Source organism: Streptomyces sp. NPDC004788, assembly GCF_053601115.1.
Window position 1 is genome coordinate 1 of record NZ_JBSGBF010000018.1, and the last position, 18,056, is coordinate 18,056.

General features: G+C 72.3%; 15 protein-coding genes and 1 pseudogene. 7 read left to right on the plus strand and 9 right to left on the minus strand.

From position 1 onward, the window contains the following. Positions 1–178 precede the first annotated feature (178 nt). Positions 179–967 (minus strand): GntR family transcriptional regulator, encoded by a 789-nt coding sequence (locus tag ACWEJX_RS10985; RefSeq protein WP_451607175.1) that lies wholly within the window; start codon positions 965–967, stop codon positions 179–181. 239 nt (positions 968–1,206) lie between these two features. On the opposite strand from ACWEJX_RS10985, the gene ACWEJX_RS10990 reads away from it, so the two are divergent. The 3 genes from ACWEJX_RS10990 (at position 1,207) to ACWEJX_RS11000 (ending at position 5,998) form a co-directional block, all read left to right on the plus strand. Then, positions 1,207–2,544, plus strand: coding sequence for a DUF2252 domain-containing protein (locus tag ACWEJX_RS10990; protein ID WP_451607176.1), 1,338 nt, complete (start codon positions 1,207–1,209; stop codon positions 2,542–2,544). Between the two features lie 373 nt (positions 2,545–2,917). Beyond that, on the plus strand, positions 2,918–4,321 hold the full coding sequence (locus ACWEJX_RS10995; RefSeq protein WP_451607177.1) for an alpha/beta fold hydrolase: 1,404 nt from the start codon (positions 2,918–2,920) through the stop codon (positions 4,319–4,321). Between the two features lie 12 nt (positions 4,322–4,333). Then, positions 4,334–5,998, plus strand: a complete 1,665-nt coding sequence (locus ACWEJX_RS11000; RefSeq protein ID WP_451607178.1) for an alpha/beta fold hydrolase — start codon at positions 4,334–4,336, stop codon at positions 5,996–5,998. Positions 5,999–6,042: 44 nt separating this feature from the next. On the opposite strand, the gene ACWEJX_RS11005 is transcribed toward ACWEJX_RS11000, so the two are convergent. From ACWEJX_RS11005 to ACWEJX_RS11015, 3 genes are all read right to left on the minus strand, one after another. Further along, complete coding sequence (locus ACWEJX_RS11005; RefSeq protein ID WP_451607179.1) at positions 6,043–7,437, minus strand: FAD-dependent oxidoreductase; 1,395 nt, start codon at positions 7,435–7,437, stop codon at positions 6,043–6,045. A gap of 151 nt (positions 7,438–7,588) precedes the next feature. Then, complete coding sequence (locus ACWEJX_RS11010; RefSeq protein WP_451607180.1) at positions 7,589–8,146, minus strand: PadR family transcriptional regulator; 558 nt, start codon at positions 8,144–8,146, stop codon at positions 7,589–7,591. Between the two features lie 76 nt (positions 8,147–8,222). Further along, positions 8,223–10,247, minus strand: coding sequence for an FAD-dependent oxidoreductase (locus tag ACWEJX_RS11015; protein ID WP_451607181.1), 2,025 nt, complete (start codon positions 10,245–10,247; stop codon positions 8,223–8,225). A gap of 210 nt (positions 10,248–10,457) precedes the next feature. Between ACWEJX_RS11015 and ACWEJX_RS11020 the strand changes: the two genes are divergently transcribed. Beyond that, a complete protein-coding gene (locus tag ACWEJX_RS11020; RefSeq protein ID WP_451607182.1) occupies positions 10,458–10,784 on the plus strand; it encodes a DUF6191 domain-containing protein in 327 nt (108 codons plus the stop codon). A 50-nt stretch (positions 10,785–10,834) separates the two neighbouring features. Here ACWEJX_RS11020 and ACWEJX_RS11025 read toward each other — a convergent pair whose 3' ends face one another. The 3 genes from ACWEJX_RS11025 to dhaK are packed head-to-tail and all read right to left on the minus strand — an operon-like array spanning position 10,835 to position 12,868. Continuing rightward, positions 10,835–11,263 (minus strand): PTS-dependent dihydroxyacetone kinase phosphotransferase subunit DhaM, encoded by a 429-nt coding sequence (locus tag ACWEJX_RS11025; protein WP_451607183.1) that lies wholly within the window; start codon positions 11,261–11,263, stop codon positions 10,835–10,837. Then, complete coding sequence (dhaL, locus tag ACWEJX_RS11030; protein WP_451607184.1) at positions 11,260–11,868, minus strand: dihydroxyacetone kinase subunit DhaL; 609 nt, start codon at positions 11,866–11,868, stop codon at positions 11,260–11,262. The genes ACWEJX_RS11025 and dhaL overlap by 4 nt, the downstream gene beginning before the upstream one ends. Positions 11,869–11,875: 7 nt before the next feature. Next, positions 11,876–12,868 (minus strand): dihydroxyacetone kinase subunit DhaK, encoded by a 993-nt coding sequence (gene dhaK, locus ACWEJX_RS11035; RefSeq protein WP_451607185.1) that lies wholly within the window; start codon positions 12,866–12,868, stop codon positions 11,876–11,878. A gap of 403 nt (positions 12,869–13,271) precedes the next feature. On the opposite strand from dhaK, the gene ACWEJX_RS11040 reads away from it, so the two are divergent. Further along, positions 13,272–14,522 (plus strand): MFS transporter, encoded by a 1,251-nt coding sequence (locus ACWEJX_RS11040; protein WP_451607186.1) that lies wholly within the window; start codon positions 13,272–13,274, stop codon positions 14,520–14,522. Positions 14,523–14,580: 58 nt separating this feature from the next. On the opposite strand, the pseudogene ACWEJX_RS11045 reads toward ACWEJX_RS11040, so the two are convergent. Then, positions 14,581–14,913, minus strand: a pseudogene (locus ACWEJX_RS11045) (Tn3 family transposase); the annotation flags it as partial. Continuing rightward, positions 14,834–15,157, minus strand: coding sequence for a hypothetical protein (locus ACWEJX_RS11050; RefSeq protein ID WP_451607187.1), 324 nt, complete (start codon positions 15,155–15,157; stop codon positions 14,834–14,836). The pseudogene ACWEJX_RS11045 and the gene ACWEJX_RS11050, both read right to left, overlap by 80 nt. A gap of 418 nt (positions 15,158–15,575) precedes the next feature. Between ACWEJX_RS11050 and ACWEJX_RS11055 the strand changes: the two genes are divergently transcribed. After that, positions 15,576–16,067 (plus strand): hypothetical protein, encoded by a 492-nt coding sequence (locus ACWEJX_RS11055; RefSeq protein WP_451607188.1) that lies wholly within the window; start codon positions 15,576–15,578, stop codon positions 16,065–16,067. A gap of 207 nt (positions 16,068–16,274) precedes the next feature. Further along, positions 16,275–17,921, plus strand: coding sequence for an alpha/beta hydrolase (locus tag ACWEJX_RS11060; protein WP_451607189.1), 1,647 nt, complete (start codon positions 16,275–16,277; stop codon positions 17,919–17,921). Positions 17,922–18,056 lie beyond the last annotated feature (135 nt).

Sequence of the window (18,056 nt, forward strand, 5' to 3'; positions counted from 1 at the left end):
GGCCGTCGGCCGGTCGAGCGCCCGAGGCCCTGAGGCCCTGGCCTCCGAGGCCCTGAGGCCCGGAGACCCCGAGCCCCCAAGCCCCGCGGGCCATCGGGCCATCGGGCCATCGGGCCGTCGGCCCGGGTGTCCGGTCGGCGGCCCCTGGCGGAGGCCGGCCGACGGCCGCGTGGGCGGGTCAGCCCGCGAACTCGTAGGTCCAGGCCCCGGTGCGGGCCGCGACGTCGATGTCGGTGACCTCCAGGGCGTGCCCGTGCTGGTCGCTCACCACGCGGTGCACGCTCAGCCGGGCGGCGCCGCCCGCCGTGTCCCCGGCCACCCTGTCCGGGGCCGCGGACACGGCCGGCACGCCGACCGACTCTCGGTGGGTGGTGCGCAGACCCGCCTGGTGCATCCAGTGGTAGAGCAGCCGCAGATCGGGCTGCCGGTACCGCTCGGCGCTCCGCCGGTAGCGGCCGAGCTGCGGGATCTCCGCGAGCGCGGGCCGCGAGAACCACGAGACCGAGCGCTGCAGTGAGATGCCCGCCGGGGTCAGCACCACGTGCCGGTGCACGAGCGTGGGCTCCCCGGGCGCCAGACACAGCCGCCCGGCGAGTGCCGTGGGCGGCGCCTCCCAGGACAGGGCCGCGCGCACCAGGGCGTCGGCGGCCCGCGGGCCGCCCGGGAAGGACTGCCGGCGCGGCGCGGTGGGCAGGCCGCGCGGTTCGTCGGCGGGCCCCGGGTCCGTCGCGGCGGCGAACGTGCCGCGCCGGTCGGTCACCACGAGCCGCTCCTCGCGCAGGAGTTGGAGCGCGCTGCGGACGGTCTGCCGGTTGACGCGGAAGCGGAGCGCGAGATGGCGCTCGGCCGGCAGCCGGCTGCCGGGCGGAATGCGGCGATGGGTCAGGTCGTCGCGGAGTGCGGCGGCGACCCGGAGGTAGAGCGGAAGCTCCGCCCTCGGCCCCTGCTCGGGAACGGGCTCGGCCATGTCTCGGACCCTCTCTGTCGTGCTGGGTTCAACCGTGCTCGGTTCAACCATTGCTCGGTGTAACCGATCGAGCCGTGTGGGTGATCAATTCCTATCATTGGTCTAAACCATTCCGGAAGTCCCGTCGGCGAGAGTGGCCGAAACGAGCAGCGCACCTTGTAATGGATCGCACCAGCAACAGTGGCGACAGCGGCGTTCGGCGCCGCGGCCGTGGCGGTGTGAGGAGGCGGTGAGGCCGGATGACGACACCGTCCGAACGGGCCGAACGGGGCAAGGCCGCCCGCAAGCGTGTTCCCCGGTCCTCGCACGGACGCTGGATACCCTCCTCCCAGCGCCCCGACCCCATAGCCCTCCTCGAACGGGAGGCCGTCGACCGGCTGCCCGAACTCGCCCCCATCCGCTACGGCCGGATGGCCGCCTCGCCCTTCGCCTTCCTGCGCGGCGCCGCCGCCGTCATGGCCGCCGACCTCGCCACCACCCGCAGCTCCGGACTCACCGTGCAACTCTGCGGCGACGCCCACCTGCTCAACTTCGGCGTCTACGCCTCACCCGAACGGACGCTTCTCTTCGACGTGAACGACTTCGACGAGACGCTCCCCGGGCCCTTCGAATGGGACGTCAAGCGACTCGCCGCCTCCGTCGTCGTCGCCGCCCTCCAGAACGGCTCCGCCAAGCCCAAGGCCCACCGCGCCGCCCTCGTCGCCACCGAGTCGTACCGCACGACCATGCGGCGCCTCGCCGGACTCGGAGAACTCGAGGTCTGGTACGAGCGGATCGCCGCCGACGACCTGTCCTCCCTGGTCCACGGGGCCGACCGGGCCCGCGTCGCGAGCCGGCTCGCGCACGCCCGCCGCCGCACCAGCCTCCAGGCCCTCGGCAGGCTCACCGAGAAGGACGCGTCGGGCCGGCACATCGTCGACGACCCGCCGCTCCTCGAACGGGTCACCGACGTCGACCGGATCACCATCGGGAAGATCTTCAGCGACTACCGCAGTTCGCTCGCCGAGGAGCGCCGGATCCTCCTCGACCGCTACCACTTCGTCGACGCCGCCCGCAAGGTCGTCGGCGTCGGCAGCGTCGGCACCCGCTGCTTCGTCCTGCTCCTCGAGGGCCGCGACGACGCCGACCCGCTCTTCCTCCAGATCAAGGAGGCCGGCCGGTCGGTCCTGGAGCAGTACCTCCAGCCGAGCGCCTTCACCCACCAGGGCCACCGGGTGGTCAGCGGCCAGCGGCTCATCCAGGCCGCCAGCGACATCTTCCTCGGCTGGATGACCGGACCCGAACAACGCCACTTCTACTGGCGCCAGTTGCGCGACATGAAGGGCTCGGCGGAGGTCGAGACCATGTCCCCGGCCACCCTCCGCGACTACGCCCGCCTCTGCGGCCGCGCCCTCGCCCGCGCCCACGCCCGCTCCGGCGACCGCATCGCGATCGCCGCCTACCTCGGCACCTCCGACGTCTTCGACCGCGCCGTCGCCGACTTCGCCCTGCGCTACGCGGGCCAGAACGCCGACGACTACGCGGCGCTGAGCGCCGGCATCGCCGCCGGCGTGGTGGCGGCGGCCCCGGGCGTCTGAACTGCTCCGAGTGGATCTCCCAGGTGGTGGGACCGCCACCACGACCGCAGGCTGACGAACACATCGCCCGCCCGGCGCCCGCCGTGGCGGGCTGAGCCACGCGGTGGCGTCCCGGTCGGGGCGGCCGTGGTCCACGGAGAGACCCGATCACATGACGGAACAAGGCGCCCCACGACGCCGCGCCCGGCGCCCGTACGGACGGAGGCGCTCCCGAGGCACCCGTACCGGTCTCGCACTCGTGGCGACCGGCCTCACCCTGTGGGGTGCGGCCGGCCCGACCACGGCCGCACCGGCAACGGGTAGCCCTCCGGCGCCGGTCGGCACGGTGTCACCAGCCCTTCGCGGTCCCCGTCCAGGAGGTCCGGCGCGGTTCGTGCCGGCGCCCTGCCCGAAGACGCCCGATCCGGTTCCCGGGGAGTGCGGCTTCCTGGAGGTGCCCGAGAACCGCTCCCGCCACCACCGCCGCGGCGGCCGGACCATCCGGCTGGCCGTCGCGATCATCCCGGCCACGGCGGCGAAGCCGGCCGCGGAGCCCGTGGTGTTCATGGAGGGCGGCCCCGGCGGCGACGCCTTCGACAACATCCCCTTCCTCATCGCCTCCGGGGTGAACCGGAACAACGACCTGATCGTCATGGCGCAGCGCGGCGGGCTCCACTCGCAGCCGAACCTCGCCTGCCCTGAGATCGACCACTTCAACGTGAAGGCCGTGGGACTGCGCTACGACGCCCCCTCGACCGGGCGGCTCCTGGTCCGCGCGACCCAGGAGTGCCGACAGCGGCTGACGACCGCCGGAGTCGACCTCAGCGCCTACAACACCACCGAGAACGCCGCGGACTTCGCCGCCCTGCGCAGGGCGCTCGGCATCGACCGGTGGAACGTCTACGGATACTCGTACGGCACCAACCTGGCCCTCACCTACCTGCGCCGCCACCCCGAGGGGATCCGCTCGGTGGCGATCGACTCGATCGCACCGCCCCAGGTCGTGAACCTGCCATGGACCTGGGACGGCGCCGGGGAGGGGATCGGCGAGATCTTCGCGGCGTGCGAGGCCCAGCCCGTCTGCAAGAGCCGCTACCCGCACCTGAGGCGCACGCTCGACGAACAGGTACGCCGCCTTGAGGCACACCCGCTGACCCTGATGGCGCAGCCGCCAGGCGGCGGGAAGCCGGTCGAGGTCGACCTCGACGGCGGCGCGCTGATCAACATCCTCGTCGCCAACACCGTCAGGGCCGTCGACGTCCCCGCCGCACTCGACGAACTCGCCCACGGGGACCCGACCCGCTTCGCGCGAGCCCGGGCCGTGGACGTGGCGACCCGCATCGGCGCGTTCGCCCACGGCCTGACGCAGTCGGTGGCCTGCGCCGAGTGGGCGCCGGGCTTCGGCGAGGACGACGTCCTGAAGGCGGGCCGCCGGAACTTCCCCGGCTGGCCGGACACCGTCCTGGCCCAACCCCCGCAACTGCCGTTCGAGCACCACGTGTGCGACGTCTGGAACGTCCCGGACCGCACCGCGATCCAGCGCGTGGCCGCCTTCAGCAAGGTGCCGGCGCTCCTCCTCTCCGGCACCTTCGACGCGAAGACCGGCGCGAGCTGGGCCCGGGTCGCGGCCCGCACGCTGCCCCACTCCACCTCCGTACGGATCCCCGGCATCGGCCACTGGGTGGTGCCCCAGTCGCCGTGCGCCGCAAGCGTGCTCGCCTCCTTCCTGAAGCGTCCGACCGCGCCCGACACCGGCTGCGTGGCAGGGCTCAAGCCCGCACCGTTCACCATCACCTGACACGGAGACCGAATGCCGTCCCTTCGACCACCCCACCACCGGCGCAGCGCGGGACGCCTCCCGGCCGCGCTCGCCGGGGCCACCGCCGGAGTCCTCGCCACCGGCCTCGTCGCGGCGCCCGCCCACGCCGAGTCCCGCCCCGCGGCGCCGCTCGGCACGATCGCCGGGTCGGCGGGCCACGCCCGCTTCGTACCGGGACCCTGCCCGCGGACGGCGGACCCGATCCCCGCCCTGAAGACCGCCCACTGCGGCACGCTGACCGTCCCCGAGACCCGCCACCGGCACGAAGGCCCCGGCGGGTACGGTCACGAGGGCCCTGGGGGGTACGGTCACGAGGGCTCTGACGCACACAAGGGCGGGGGACGCAGGATCACCCTCGCGGTGGCCGTCATCCCGGCGGCCACCAAGAAGCACGCGGGCGACCCGATCGTCTGGCTCGCCGGCGGACCCGGCGACGACGCGGTCTCCGAGATCCCGATGGCGCTGAACGGCCACCTGAACCGTGACCGGGACCTGATCTTCATGTCCCAGCGGGGCACCTACTCGGCCGACCCGCAGCTCACCTGCCCGAACGTCGACCAGTTCGCCGCGGACTCCCTTGGCCTCGTCTTCGGCGCGCCGTCCACCGGGCGTCTGCACGTCGAGGAGACGCGGAAGTGCCGCGACCGGGTGGTGAGCCGCGGGGCCGATCCCAGCGCCTACTACGGCCCCGAGAGCGCCGCCGACTACGACGACCTGCGCAAGGCGCTGGGCATCGAGAAGTGGAACGTGTTCGGCATCTCGTACGGCACCAACCTGGCGCTCCACTACATGCGCCTGCACCCGGAGGGCATCCGGTCGGTCGGCATCGACGGAGTCCTGCCGCCGGCCCTGGCCGGCGGGGCGGTGACCTGGAAGGCCGCACGAGAGGGCTACGACGGCCTGTTCAGGGCCTGCGAGCAGCAGCCCGCCTGCAACACCCGCTATCCGCACCTCAAGGCCACGTTCGAGCGCCTCGTCGGCGAGGTCGAGGCCCGTCCGGTCACCACGACCGTCGTGGTCCCGGGTCGGTCGAAGCCGGTGAAGGTCGTGCTGGACGGCGGAGTCCTGGTGAACTGGCTGGCCTCCGCCACTCATGTGGCGGCCGGAGTCCCCCGCTCCATCGACGACCTGGCCCACGGCGACCCGCGGCGGATCGCCGAGCAGTGGGCGGGCGGCAAGCTCAGCCCGCAGGCCATCGGAAGGACGTCCCACGGGCTCGCCTACGGCATCTTCTGCAGGGAGTGGACACCGTACGAGAGCGAGGCCGACGTGGTCCGGGCAGGCCGGCGCCTGTTCCCGTCGTTCCCCCGCTCGGTGCTGGTCAACGCTCCGTTCCTCACCTGGCTCCACCCGGACTGCGACGCCTGGGACGTCCCCCCGGCGGACCCCTCGATCCGGGAGCGGACGTACAGCGACATCCCCACCCTCGTGCTCTCCGGCGGCTTCGACGCCCAGACCGCGCCGAGCAGCGGTGCGTACGCCGCCGGCACGCTGAGCCGGTCCATCGCCGTCACGGTGCCCTACGTCGCCCACGTGGTCTTCGCCGACTCCAAGTGCGCGCAGACGATGACGGTCTCGTTCTTCGACCGCCCGGACGCGCCGGACACCAGCTGCCTCAAGGGCCTCAAGCCGCCCACGTTCGAGATCGGCGCGTGAGGCGCGAGGGGCGGCAGTGATGATCACGGCCGCCCCTCGCGGTTCTAGCTCTCCACGCGGCGCATCGGCGGCTCGGCCGGCGTGCGCGGCACCGGGCCGAACAGCACCTCGCGGGCCACCGCCGGGGCGAACAGCACCGTCAGCGGGGCGTTCAGGGTCAGCGCGGAACGGAAGGCCGCGCCGACGACGGGGTTGCCCGCGGTGCGCTCCTGCACCCGGCGCAGGTACCAGCCGGTGAACCTGTCCATGACTCCCGCGCGCGCCGCGTCGCCGGTGGCGCCCGGCATCTTCTTGTCGGCGCCGGCCGAGATGTCCCACGCCTGCCGCGAGGCGTCGAGCAGCGCCTTCTGCACCCGCCGCGTCGTCGGCGTGCGCTTCGGGTCCGACAGGGCCTCGCGCAGCGCGACCGCGCTCAGCGCGGCGACCGCCATGCCCTGCCCGTAGATCGGGTTGAAGGCGCACAGCGCGTCACCGGTCGCGAGGAAACCGGCCGGGCGGCGCCCCGGACGGTCGTACCGGCGCCGGACGTTGGCGGTCTTGCGGAAGCCGTACACGGGCCCGGCCGGCTCGGCCTTCGCGATCCAGTCGCCGATCAGCGGGTGCGGCAGCTTCCGCGCGTACTTCTCGAACAGGGCCTCGTCCGTGGGCGGTTCGTCGCCGCGCAGCCCGGAGAGCGTGACGATGTGCCGGCCGCCGCCGAGCGGCACGATCACGCCGCCGTACGTCTGCGCCGGATTCGGTACGACGTAGATGCCGAGGGCGTCCGTCGCCGGGTCGGCGGGGGCCTCGTACACCCGGCTGGAGTACGCGAGACCCGTGTCGATCGTCTCCTCGTGCGGAGCCTCGGCCCCGATGGCCGCCAGCCAGTCCGCCGCGTGGGTCGAGCGTCCGGAGGCGTCCACGACCAGATCGGCCGCCAGCTCACGGGTCTCCTTGCCCGCTCCCCGTTCGCGCAGGGTCACGCCCCGCACCCGTGCGGAGTCACCGACGAGGCCGATGACCTCGGTCCCCTCGATCCGCTCGATCCGGGGATCGGCGAACACCCGCTTGCGCACCAGCCATTCGAGCTGGTTGCGCGGACCGGAGTAGAAGTGGGCGGTGGCCGCCGTACGGGCGAACCACTGCCCGTCCTGCCACTGCACCATGTCCTCGGGCATGCCCACCTTCGGCGCGCCGAGTGCGTGCAGCTCGGCGACGAAGCCCGGCAGCAGCTTGTCAAGGGCCCGCTGCCCGCCCTCGATCAGCACGTGCAGGTGCCGCCCCTGCGGAACACCGGGCCGCGCCTCCGGCCCCTCGGGATAGCGGTCGCGCTCCACCACCGTGACCCGCTCGGCGTGCTCGCTCAGCACCCGCGCGGCCAGCAGACCCGCGAGGCTCCCCCCGATGACCACCGCGTGCCGCGACTTGCGTGCCCTGCGAGATCCCAACTCGTCGGCCATCCTCGCCCTTTCGCGTGGGTGGATCCACCCCCGTGGATCCGTCAGGTCTGTGACTGACCAGTATCCACGGCGGCGCGCGGCACGTCGCGCCCGCGGCGGTGGTGAGCACCTTCCCGGCGACGGCCGGGTGGAAGAGGATCGCCGGCGGAGATCAGACCGGGTCCTCCTCCCCGCCGGACTCCGTGAGCTCGGCGATCGCCTGGCTCAGCCACTGCACCCAGAAGCGCTCCAGCTCGATCCCGCCCCGCAGCACCAGATGGCGCAGCCGGTCCGGCTCCGCCGTCCGCCGCGCGGGCGGGAAGTCACGTGCCTCGATCGCCAGGTACTCGTCCAACTGGGCTCGGTGCAGGCCGAGATGGCGCTCCAGCTCCTCCCGCAGGCCGCGGCCGCCGACCACCGCCGCCGCGCGCATGCGCAGCAGCAGCGCCGAGCGCATCGGCTTCGGGTCCTCCGCCGTCTCGACCCAGGACGCGAGCTCGGCGCGGCCGGCGGGCAGCACCTCGTACTCCTTCTTCTGTCCCCGTGCGGGGACGGCGGCGGGCAGGGCACGGATGTACCCCGCCTGCTCCAGCTTGCCGAGCTCGCGATAGATCTGCTGGTGGGTGGAGGACCAGAAGTAGCCGATCGACCGGTCGAAGCGGCGGGTCAGTTCGAGGCCGGAGGACGGCTTCTCGAGCAGTGCCGTGAGGATCGCGTGCGGGAGGGACATGGACGCATCCTAGGTTCGACCGGTCGGACGGCTCGCGGAATCGACGACCGGTGGTCGGTGACCGTTGGCCGGTGGCCTACAGGGTCGCGGCGAGCCGGGTGCCCTGGTCGATGGCCCGCTTGGCGTCCAGCTCGGCGGCGACGTCCGCGCCGCCGATCAGGTGCACCGTGCGGCCGGCGGCGACCAGCTCCTCGTACAGGTCGCGGCGCGGCTCCTGGCCGGTGCACAGCACCACCGTGTCGACCGGGAGGAGCTGGGCCTCGCCGTCGATGGTGAGGTGCAGGCCCTCGTCGTCGATCCGCTCGTACGAGGCTCCCGCCACCATCGTGACGCCCCGGTGCTTCAGCTCGGTGCGGTGGATCCAGCCGGTGGTCTTGCCGAGGCCCGCGCCGACCTTGCTGGTCTTGCGCTGGAGCAGGTGGACCTGGCGCGGCGGCCGGGGCCGCTCGGGGGTGCGCAGGCCGCCCCGGGTCTCGTAGGAGGTGTCGACGCCCCACTGGCGGAAGTACGTCTCGGGGTCCTGGCTCGCGCCCTCGCCGCCGTCCGTGAGGAACTCGGCCACGTCGAAGCCGATGCCGCCCGCGCCGAGGATCGCGACCCGCTCGCCGACCGGCACGCGGTCGCGCAGCACGTCCAGGTAGCCCACGACGCTCGGGTGGTCGACGCCCTCGATCTCGGGGACGCGCGGGGTGACGCCGGTCGCGACGACGACCTCGTCGAAGTCCGCCAGGTCGGCCGCCGACACGTACGTGTCGAGGCGGACGTCGACACCGCGCTCGGCGAGCTGGACCCCGAAGTAGCGCAGGGTCTCGTTGAACTCCTCCTTGCCCGGCACCTGCTTGGCCACGTTCAGCTGGCCGCCGATCCGGTCGCCGGCGTCGAACAGCGTGACCGTGTGCCCGCGTTCGGCCGCGGAGACGGCGCAGGCGAGACCGGCCGGGCCGGCGCCGACGACGGCGATCCGCTTGGCGAGGCGGGTGGGGGAGAGGACCAGCTCGGTCTCGTGGCAGGCCCGCGGGTTCACCAGGCAGGAGGTGATCTTCAGGCTGAAGGTGTGGTCCAGGCAGGCCTGGTTGCAGCCGATGCAGGTGTTGATCGTCTCGGGGCGGCCGGCCGCGGCCTTCGCCACGAACTGCGGGTCGGCGAGGAACGGACGCGCCATCGACACGATGTCGGCGCGGCCCTCGGCGAGGATCTGCTCGGCGACCTCGGGCGTGTTGATGCGGTTGCTGGTGACCAGCGGCACCGACACCGCGCCCATCAGCCGCTTGGTGACCCAGGTGTAGGCGCCGCGCGGCACGGAGGTGGCGATGGTGGGGATGCGGGCCTCGTGCCAGCCGATGCCGGTGTTGATGATGGTGGCGCCGGCCGCCTCGATCTCCTTGGCGAGCGCGACGACCTCGTCGAGGGTGGAGCCGCCCGGGACCAGGTCGAGCATGGAGAGCCGGTAGACGAGGATGAAGTCCTCGCCGACCCGCTCGCGGATCCGGCGCACGATCTCCAGCGGGAAGCGCGTCCGGTTCTCGTAGGAGCCGCCCCAGCGGTCGGTGCGCTGGTTGGTGGCGGCGGCGATGAACTCGTTGATGAGGTAGCCCTCGGAGCCCATCACCTCGACGCCGTCGTAACCGGCCTCCTTGGCCAGCTCGGCGCAGCGGGCGTAGTCCTCGACCGTCTGCTCGACCTCGGCGTCGGACAGCTCGTTCGGTACGAAGGGGCTGATCGGCGCCTGGATCGGGCTCGGGGCGACCAGGCCGGGGTGGTACGCGTACCGGCCGAAGTGCAGGATCTGCATCGCGATCCGGCCGCCCTCGGCGTGCACCGCCTCGGTGATCAGCCGGTGCTCGGCGACCTCCTCGGCATTGGTCAGCTTGGCCCCGCCGTCCCACGGCCGCCCGGCCTCGTTGGGTGCGATGCCGCCGGTGACGATGAGCCCGACGCCGCCACGGGCGCGCTCGGCGTAGAACGCGGCCATGCGCTCGAAGCCGTGCTCGGTCTCCTCCAGGCCGACGTGCATGGAACCCATGAGCACCCGGTTGGGCAGGGTGGTGAACCCGAGGTCCAGCGGGCTCAGCAGGTGCGGGTACGGGGTGTTCGGGGCCATCGGGGCGCCTCCTCGCGCGGGGTCGTCACGCACTGTTGTAGACGACCGACGAAGGCTTGTGCAACAAATTGCATAAAGGTGCGCGGGTGATGTGCGCCATGCCGCGTACGGGGACGCCCCATGAGGCGGACGCCCCTCGGGGGGACGGACGCACGTGCGGCACGGGAACGATCACGGGGGACCCCCCGTTGCTCTGTCATGGTGACGACCTTGAGCCTGCTCCTGATGGGAGCGCTGATGCTGGTGCTCTTCGCGCTGGCGTTACTCCGGCGGTTGATCCACCGCACCGGCCGCCCACGGGTCCTGGCCCGCCGGCTCGGGGCCCGCACCGCCGGAGGCGATCCGGCCGCGATGGCCGTCGACGAACTCTTCGCGCTCCTCACCCCGACCAAGCATGTGCGCCTGGAGCAGCAGCGGACCGACATGGTCCTCCGCCACGACGCGGAGGACGGCGCACCGCCCGCGATGGGCCTCGACCTGGACGCCGGCCGCGCGGTCGTGCGACGGCCGGCGCGCACGGAGCGGGCCGACGGCTGAGCCCGCGGGAGGAGCCGACCGGTGCCGTCCTCTCCCGCGGGCCGGGAGCGTCACTCCTTGCGGTAGCCGTACGCCTCCGAGGCCGCCGCCGCCACCGCGTCCAGGTCGCCCCCGGCGCTCGCCGTCACCAGCGCCGCCACCGCGCCCTCCACGAACGGGGCGTCCACCAGGCGTGCCCCCTCCGGCAGCTCGTCGCCCTCCGCGAGCAGGGCCTTCACCGTCAGGACCGCGCTGCCCAGGTCGACCAGGAGGGCCACCCCGGCGCCCTGGTCGGCGGCCTTCGCGGCCCCCGTGATCAGCTCGGCGCTGGTGCCCAGACCGCCGTCCGGAGTACCGCCCGCCGGGAGGATCGGCGCCGTGTCGCCGCCGCCCGCGAGGCCGACGGCGAGTTCGGCGACCGCCGCCGCGACGGCCGCGCTGTGCGAGACGAGCACGATCCCGACGCGGCGCGCCGACGTGTGCGGAGCGCTCCCGCTCATCCGGCCACCTCCGCGAGCGCCGCGAGCAGCAGCGCCGACGAGGTCGCCCCCGGGTCCTGGTGCCCGATGGACCGCTCGCCGAGATAGCTCGCCCGGCCCTTGCGCGCCAGCAGGGGTACGGTCGCCAGCGCGCCCGCCTCGGCCCCCTCGCGGGCGGCCGCGAACGAGGTGCCGAGCGCCTCGGCGGCGGGGGTCAGCGCGTCCAGCATCGTCTTGTCGCCGACCTTGGCCCCGCCGAGCTGTGCCACGGCGGCGACCCCGGCCGCCAGCGCCTCGGCGAGCGCGGCCCGCGAGACCTGCTCGGCGTCGCCCAGCGCCTTGCCGGTGCGGCGAAGCAGTGTCCCGTACAGCGGCCCGGACGCGCCGCCCACCGTGGAGATCAGCTGCCGCCCGGCCGCGACGAGGACCGCCCCCGGCGTGGCCGGCGGCTCCTTCTCCAGGGCGGCCGACACGGCCGCGAAGCCCCGCTTGAGGTTGGCGCCGTGGTCGGCGTCGCCGATCGCCGAGTCCAGCTCGGTCAGCCGGTCCGCCTCCCGGTCCACTGCGACGGCCGCCGCCGTCATCCAGTCACGGAAGAATCCGGCTCCGTACGTCTCCTCGCTCATCGTCCCCTCACCGTCCCCAGCGCAGCGCGGGCGTCTCGACCGGCGCGTCCCACAGCCGCAGCAGCTCCTCGTCCGCCTCGCACAACGTCACCGAGCAGCCCGCCATGTCGAGGGAGGTCACATAGTTGCCGACCAGTGTGCGGGCGACCGGCACCCCGCGCTCGCCGAGGACCCGCTGCACCTCGGCGTTGAAGCCGTACAACTCGAGCAGGGGCGTCGCCCCCATCCCGTTGACCAGCGCGAGCACCGGCCCGCGCGGGCGCAGATCGTCGACCACGGCCCCGACGGCGATGTCCGCGATCTCCCGCGCGCTCATCATCGGACGCCGCTCACGGCCCGGCTCGCCGTGGATGCCGATGCCCAACTCCAGCTCGCCGTCCGGGAGGTCGAAGGTGGGCGAGCCCTTCGCGGGTGTCGTCACGGCGCTCAGCGCCACGCCGAAGCTGCGCGAGCGCCCGTTCACCCGCCGGGCCACCGCCTCGACCCGGTCGAGCGGCGCGCCCTCCTCGGCCGCCGCGCCCGCGATCTTCTCCACGAAGAGCGTGGCGCCGGTGCCGCGCCGCCCGGCCGTGTAGAGGCTGTCGGTCACCGCCACGTCGTCGTCGACGAGCACCTTGGCGATCCGGACGCCCTCGTCCTCCGCCAACTCGGCGGCCATCTCGAAGTTGAGCACGTCTCCGGTGTAGTTCTTCACCACGAACAGCACCCCGGCGCCGCTGTCCACCGCGGTGGCGGCCCGCACCATCTGATCCGGCACGGGACTCGTGAAGATCTCGCCGGCGCACGCGGCCGTCAGCATCCCGGGCCCCACGAACCCCGCGTGCAGCGGCTCGTGCCCCGAGCCGCCTCCCGACACCAGGGCCACCTGCCCCGGCACCGGCGCGTCGCGCCGCAGCACGACCCGGTTCTCCACGTCCACGGAAAGCTCGGGGTGCGCGGCGGCCATCCCGCGCAGCGCGTCCGCGACGACTGTCTCCGGGCCATTGATCAACATCCTCATGGGTGTCTCCTCTGCGTTCTCTCGGGTCACTGCTGGTGTGCGTGATCCGAGACCTTGGCGTTCCATGGCGGTCGGTGGCGGCGCCTGTCGGTGCTGATGCCGACTCGATGCGGACTTCGGTGACTGGGCGTCAGGTGGCGGGCGTGGTGCGGCGGGGGCGTCTGTGAGTGATCTCTTCGGCAGTATCGACCTTGCGGCAGGGAAGGTCACGCAGATCTGACAGATGCGGGCTCGGGGGCGGTGATGCGCCTGGCCCGCGCAGGTGAGGAGGCGCCGCCTGAACGCCGCCCCGCCTGAACGCCGCCGTGCACCTGACGCACCGAGACTCACGAACCGGCCGTCCTCCTGCCGGGAGAGCTTCGTACGACTGCGCGGGTTCTGCGGCGCTGTTAGCCTGCGGTCCATGATCAAGGGCGGTTTGGCGGGTCGAATAGGCCGGATGGCGGGGGAGAGCGGGCCGGAGCGCGTGCTGGTCGCCGCCAGTTTCGTCAACCGGGTCGGCAACGGTCTGTTCAACGCGGCGTCGGCGCTCTATTTCACCTTGGTCGTGGGCCTGCCCGCGGTGCAGGTCGGCGCCGCGCTCACCATCGCCGGAGTGATCGGCTTGTGCGCGGGGATACCTGGGGGGCATCTCGCCGACCGGCGCGGCGCACGCGTGATCATGATGCTGGCCCTCACGGTCCAGGCGGTTTCGATGGCGGCGCTCGTCCTCGTCGAGAGCTGGGCCGCGCTCACGATCATCGCGACGGTCGACCAGATCGCCGCGGCGGTCGGCGGGGCGGCGTGGGGGGCTCTGGTGGCCCGGGTCGGGGGTGAGCGACCGGCCATGTTCCGGGCGAAGCTGCGCACCTTCGTCAACCTGGGCGTCATCCTGGGAACGGTGGGTGCCGGGCTGGCGCTGGCCGCGGACTCCCGCGGTGCGTATGTCGCGCTGGTTCTCGGCAACGCGGCGAGCTTCGCCCTGTGCGCGGTGCTTCTGCTTCTGCTGCCCCGTTATCCGGTGCTGGCAGCGCCGCCGCGGCAGCGGCGCTGGCTTGTCTTCGCGGACCGTCCGTTCCTGACGTTCACCGCCCTCTACGGGGCCATGGGGCTGCAGTACCCGGTGGTCTCCCTGCTCCTGCCGATCTGGATCTCCCAGCACACCGAAGCGCCGCGTTGGACGGTGGCCGCCCTGTTCGGAGTCAATTCCGCCTTCTGCGTACTGATGCAGACCAGGATCGGCTCCCGTATCGAGACCCCGTACGACGGCGGCAGGGCGTTTCGCACCGCGGGGCTGCTCTTCCTCGTCAGCTGTCCGATGATGGCGCTGGCGGCCTACGCCCCTGTCTGGGCGGCAGCAGGACTGGTCCTGGCGGCGATCTTCGTCCATAGCCTGGGAGAGGTCTGGGAGTCCTCGGCGGCCTTCGCCCTGGGTTTCGGTCTCGCCCCCGCCCATGCCCAGGGCCAGTACCAAGGTGTCTTCGGCCTCGGCTTCAACGCGGGCCAGGCTCTCGCCCCCGCGATCCTCACCACGGTGGTACTCGGCCTCGGCACGACGGGCTGGCTGCTGCTGGCGTTCTTCTTCGCGGCGCTGGGCGCTGCCGGCCCCTCTCTTGCCCGCTGGGGCATGCGGACCCGACCGCAGCCGGGCGTTGCGGCGGAAGCGACGAGTTGACCAGGGAGCAGTTGCCAGGAGCCTTCCGCGTGGCAAGGAACGGCGGCTCATGGGTGGCGTACCGGCTCGTGTTCTTGCGCGAGCCGACCCGCAGGCGCCGCAGCAGCGGCGTGGAGGAGGTGCCGCCCTCGCGCACGGAGACGGCCACGCGCATCAGGTGCCGGAACTGCGACTCGATCAGGCCGAATTCGATGACGTTGCGTCCCGGCTCCCCGAACAGGGCGCCACGGCAGCACGTAGGAGAACGTAGGTGCCGACCTGTCAGGAAGTCCTTCAGGTGTTCTGCTTCGGCTTTGATCCGCCGACATCCTTCAGGCGCGTGAGGTGTCGGCGTGGTCCGGGTATCGGCGAAGCGGCAGCAGCTGGCTGAGGGCGATGAGGAGGAGCCCAGCGAACTGAAAGGCGCTTCCGCCGAAGAAACGGACCTCCCAGGAAACGCTCGGCAAGATTCGAAAGTAGAAGAGGCTCTGCAGAAGCACGGACGCGCCCATGAGTAGCGCGCCGACGCCGTGGAGCTTCGGCCTGGTGACGTGGCGACGCGCCGGGGGCAGGATCCACCCCGTCCGCAGCGTCACGATTCCCCATGCGACCGCCAGCAGCCCCAAGAACGCGCCCGTCCCCACTACCCATGCCATGGTGCCGCTCCGCTCCGACCGCTCACAGCCGGGAACGCGAGTTACGTCCGGCCTGAAGACGCCCACATTGTCGCTGGACCTGGCGGTGCCTGACCATGCCGGTGCCAGGCAGTCTTCAGGCTTCTCGACTGCCGTCTGTGCGTCGGCTGCTCAAAATCCGCCGGACAGGCCCCAAGGCCCCGCACCCCAACCCGGGGACGTCGAGGCCCAGCCTGCCTCGGTAGCTACGACGGGATCACCGGCGCCGCTACAGTTCCGCCATGAGGACCCGACCGCTTCTGATCGCAGGTTCTCGGCCCGCCTCTACCGAGACGAACCCGGGTTCGGCGGGCTGCTGGAGGGCCTTCCGCCTGCGGGGCCTCGGGGTTCCGGTGCTCGGGCGCTGGGCGTTGTTCACTGGCGCTGTGCAGGCAGTGCGTTGAGCGAAGAGCCCGTCTTCATCCGGAGCAAGTGGGGAACCAGCCGGTACGTCTACAACCAACGCAACCCGGTCGGTCTTGCACTCATCATCCTCACTCCGCTCATCGCCTTCGGCGCGCTGCTCGGAATGCAGGCCAAGTCGACGTGGAGTGAGGGCGAACTCCGCGACGCCGTCTCTAAGGGCGTCCAGGACCTGGACGGCAAACGGCACTACACGAGCCTGGAAAGCGACCACGGCCTCCTGATCGCGGAGGCGATCCGGGAGAGCGGCATCGGGCCGGGGCACGGCGTCGACACGCGCGAGGACGAAGGTGGCTACACCGTCAGCACCAAAGACACCGAGACCGAGTACTGCGTCCACATCACGCTCACCCTGGACGACGAGCCGCCGGTGGTCTTTCCGGGAACCTCGGACCGGCTGCCGCCCGATCCCGGCATGCTCGCGTTCTACCTCTCCCACGCGACCTTCAGCAAGGGCTCTTGCCACTGACCTCGGTGGTCTTTCGGTGAAGCCCATGCCGCAGGCGGGGCAGGCGGGGCAGGCGAACGTCGAGGGAGCCGCGGCCGCCGGGTACGCCGGCGGACCGCTCTCAGGCGGGGAAGTGCCGTGCCCTCCTGTCAGCCGCTACTCGGCCGCCTTTACCGGGTCTCCAACTGCTGCCATTCTGACCGGGCTTGAGAATCAGGAGGAGGATCTTTGTCTCGCATATCCACTCTGGCGGTGGCGCTCACCAGCGCGGTCGTCCTCGTTTCCGGCGGTGCCGTCACAGCGTCGGCGGCGCCCGCGAAGGCCGCCGGAGAAACGATCCCGCAGACCGCCCCGGCCACCGCCGCGGAGCAGGTCGACCCGGTGGTCTGGACGCCCTGCAACCCGGACCCGTCCAAGCCCGATCCCAAGATCTACGACTGTGCCGTCTACCCGGTGCCGCTGGACTACGCGAACCCCTCCGGTGAGAAGATCGGCATCGCCATGCTGCGGCGACGGGCCGGCGACCCGGCCAAGCGCATCGGCTCGCTGTTCCTCAACCCCGGCGGTCCCGGCGGCAGTGGTTACCTGTGGGCCACCACGACCCGCTTCGAGCCCAAGGTCCAGGAACGCTTCGACCTCATCGGCTTCGACCCTCGTGGCGTCGCGCGGAGCAACCCGCTGCGGTGTTTCGGTACGAAGGAGGAGGCCGACGCGGTCTTCGGCCGGATGACGGGGGTGCCCGTCACGCCCACGGAGGTGGACGACACCCTCACGGCAACCAAGGACTACACCGACGCCTGCGCCCGTAACGCGGGGACGCTCATCCGGCACATGTCCACCATCAACGTGGTGCGCGACCTCGACCGGATGCGTCAGGCCGTCGGCGACGCACAGCTCACCTTCGCCGGCTTCTCCTACGGCACGCTGATCGGCTCCACCTACGCCAATATGTACCCGGACAAGGTGCGGGCCGTCATCATCGACGGCAACGTCGACCCGCAGCTTCGCCTGCACAACGGTCTCGAATACGACCGGCAGCGCGCCGCGGGCGGCTTCGAGCTCGCCCTGGACGAGTTCCTCAAGCGCTGCACGGCCGCCGGCGCGCCACGCTGCGCATTCGCCGAGGGCGACACCCGCGCGAGGTTCGACGCGATCCGCGACCATCTGCGCACCAGCCCGGTGACCCTGCCGAGCGGCGAGACGGTCACACTGAGCAGCTTCACCAGTCAGGTGGCCAACGCCCTGTACGCGCAGAGCCGGCTGGCGCCGCTGGCGCGCTCGCTGCAGGCGCTGGACCAGGTCATCAACCCGCGGCCGGGCTTCGGCGTCGCGGTGGCCCAGGGCGTGTCCGCGGACGAGGCGGACCGGCTGGCCAAGGTCGCCCCGGCCGCACTGCGCGAGGCGCCCGCCGACTCCCCGTACACCTCCGACGACTCGTACTTCGGCGTCAACTGCCAGGACAAGCCGTACCCGACGAATCCCAAGGCCTTCGCGAACCTGGCCCGCGCCTGGGAGCTGGACGCGCCGACCTTCGGCCGCTACCAGGCCTACGACTCGCCCGCGTGCGCGACCTGGCCGTCGCCCGCACGCGCCTCCGAGCGGTACGCCGGCCCGTGGAACAAGCGGACCGCCAACCCGGTCATGGTCATCGGCAACACCTTCGACCCGGCCACGCAGTACAGGTTCGCCCAGAACATGCAGCGGGAACTCGGCAACTCCGTCCTGGTCACGGTCGACGTGATCGAGCACTGCGCGGTCGGCCGCAGCAAGGCGCTCAACGCGCTGGTGACCTCCTACCTGGTGGACCAGACCGCGCCGAAGCCCGGCCAAATCCTCAAGCCGGACCTCGACCCGTTCCCCGTGCCGACGGCCTGACGCACCTGTAGACCGCGGGCGCGGTGACGGCTGAACCGCCGGGCACCGCGCCCCCTGCGCATCGCGCGGGCGTGCCGACGCACAGACGTCACCGCTCTCCCGCGAGGTCCAGGTCGCCGCTGCGGGCTCGATACC